At 38.6% G+C, this 2,315-nt stretch carries 3 protein-coding genes; all 3 read right to left on the reverse strand.

Annotated features, from left to right (window positions below; translation table 11 throughout):
- Positions 1-1,152, reverse strand: a 1,152-nt coding sequence (locus PL77_RS29390; protein ID WP_044213476.1) for a DUF935 family protein, incomplete at its 3' end; no start/stop codon positions are given.
- 99 nt (positions 1,153-1,251) lie between these two features.
- The gene (locus tag PL77_RS29395) at positions 1,252-1,815 is read right to left on the reverse strand and encodes a phage protein Gp36 family protein (RefSeq protein WP_044213477.1); all 564 of its coding nucleotides are present in this window, start codon (positions 1,813-1,815) and stop codon (positions 1,252-1,254) included.
- A partial coding sequence (locus PL77_RS32110; RefSeq protein WP_044213478.1) for a hypothetical protein occupies positions 1,815-2,315 on the reverse strand: 501 nt, incomplete at its 5' end. The genes PL77_RS29395 and PL77_RS32110, both read right to left, overlap by 1 nt.

A 2,315-nucleotide genomic window follows, 5' to 3' on the forward strand; every position in this document is an offset into this window, starting at 1 on the left:
ACTAATCCATTCTGACGGGATTTCATGCGTATTGAGTAATTCTTTTACAATTTCCCATTGCTTCTCCTTCGTCAGTGCTTGGGTATTATCCCAATCAAACTCCAATCCTTCAGGTAATATATTGTGCATTGCCATTAATGGAAGTAATTTGTAATTGATCACTTCCTTAATAAATTGACCATCCGAATTTCTTAATCGCTCCTGCATACGTTCATGTACTTCTGACTGGCTTTTGCTTGAGCCATTATCCGAAAGCATTGTTACGGAGTTGATGGCTTTTGATATTTCAGAGTTGGCTCTTTGTACCATCATATCGAAAACTTTGTAAGCATCGGGTTGTTGAGAGCCTTCAATCTTCACTTCGGTACCTAGAGGAAATAAACCATAAGAAGCGGAGCCCATTTCTCGGAGCATTGTTTCAATTTGATCGAGTTCCTTTTGATTCTTGGCGTTGGTAGTGGCATGACGAAAAGGAATACCGAAAATATCAGTGTATTCTGCCCATGCTTGCATTGCATTGCGTTTCCATATTACATAAGGAGCTACTTTATTAAGTAACCCAAGAGTAACCGGAGAAGTAATCTCTATTACCCAAGGCTTATAACCTTCGGAATCATATTGGATGAATTTCGATTTATCAGGATTGAGATAAACCTTCTTTTTGGCAGTGTCTACATTTTCTCTTGGGATGTAAAGAAAGTTGCTAATCATTTTATCAGTTACTTCTTCTAGTTCCATTAAGGTATCTCCCTTGAAAATAGCCTCCATTGCTAACTTAATAAACTGACGAGTTGCGGGCTGTTTGAATACTTTTGTTGCTTCTTCCTCTTTTTCTCCATCCTTTGAAAGGAAAAAATTACGGGAAAGAGTAGATTCCTCTCTTAGTTGTATCTGAGCATGAAGGTGTGCGTCAAGTAATAATTCTTCGTAAAGATCAATAAGAGGTTGCAGGTTTTGTTCCTCTTTGCTTTCAGCTAAAGCAAGAGCATCCCTCCAAGCTTTTATATCTTTTCTTGATCGGTCTCTGTAGCCTTGTTGTATTTTGGCGAGTAAGTTTGATTTCTTAGCGTTTCCAGATCTATTTTTAAAAACCCTGTAATTTCCTCTGTACGGCTTTTTACTTGCTTTGTGGTATGATTTATTGTTTTTCATAATATCTTTTAAATTTGAGGCGGTTTAAAACGAAATAGAAGGGGTTTGAGTAATTATAAAGATGAAACTAACACGAACACCCTTGCACGCCCTTTGGTTTTAATATCTGTGACATTCTTTTGGATGAGAACCGAACCTGATTAAAGTAGCTACTTCGTCATCATTTTCCTTTTCAGGGAGAAGTGCCTGAAGTGTGCCGTCTGCAATTCCCATTAACCACTCAATTGCCTCGTCATATCTATCTTTTCGGTGTGTCGGAACATCCGCAACAGCAAAGGCACTGTAAGCATGATAAAGAGCGATGTCTATACAGTACATCTTGATAAGACTATGACGGGGATCTTTCAAAGTGAATTTCTCGGAAGTGTCAGGTTCTTCTCCAGTAACGCTACTGATACAGGTGTAAACCCGGTAGGCAGTGACTTCCTGGTTCTCTTGTTTGAAGTAGCAAAAATCTCCTGCTGTATAATTTTGAAGAGCATCATAAAGAGGTACATCAAAAAAGATCTGATCCGTGTCATACCTGACATTCAGATAAGAAATCATTTGAGCGATTGCAGATTCTTCTGCCTGTTTGAGTCTTTGATCTTCTGAACTATCCAAAAAGGCTCTTATTTCTCTTTGTAATTGCAGATTGTAATCGGATGGTATAATAAAAGTCATTAGAAATCTCGTTTACGTGTGTTTTGCCCGATTCTTGGAGAAAACCGAGAATGAGCAGTTGATTTATTGAGTTTTGAAATAGCACCTTGATCAGCATCGGGAGCGTCATCAGGAGCACCCGAACCTTCTTCAAAAGCAAGTAACTGATCAAGGTCTGCCTCATGATCTGAAGATCCTTTAAGTTTTTCGTTGTAAAAAACTTGTCTTCTTTCCCAAAATGGTGCAATAGCTTCGATGCGAGTGAACTTATTTCCTTTTGCAGACTTATCGGCAATAATGGGTATATAGTAACCTCGTTCATCGCCTACTTCGTCGAATTCATCAATAAACTCATCCATTGCGAAAAGCCCTTCTATATAATAGAGTACCCCGTGCTTTTCGAGATTCAAATCTTCATAGAGATCATACAGCCACTCCGCACAATCTTTTCTTGATGCTTGTCTTACAAAGCAGGCAATCTGATGAAAGTATCTTCCTTTCTTTCCATAAAGTTTGAGGGC

Origin of the sequence: Flammeovirga sp. OC4 (assembly GCF_000812565.1) — a bacterium.
In the GTDB taxonomy this organism is placed as follows: Bacteria; Bacteroidota; Bacteroidia; order Cytophagales; family Flammeovirgaceae; genus Flammeovirga.

Bases quoted from the DNA above. Each gene is read 5' to 3' on its own strand.
- PL77_RS29395 (WP_044213477.1), bottom strand. From the start codon at position 1,815: ATGACTTTTATTATACCATCCGATTACAATCTGCAATTACAAAGAGAA.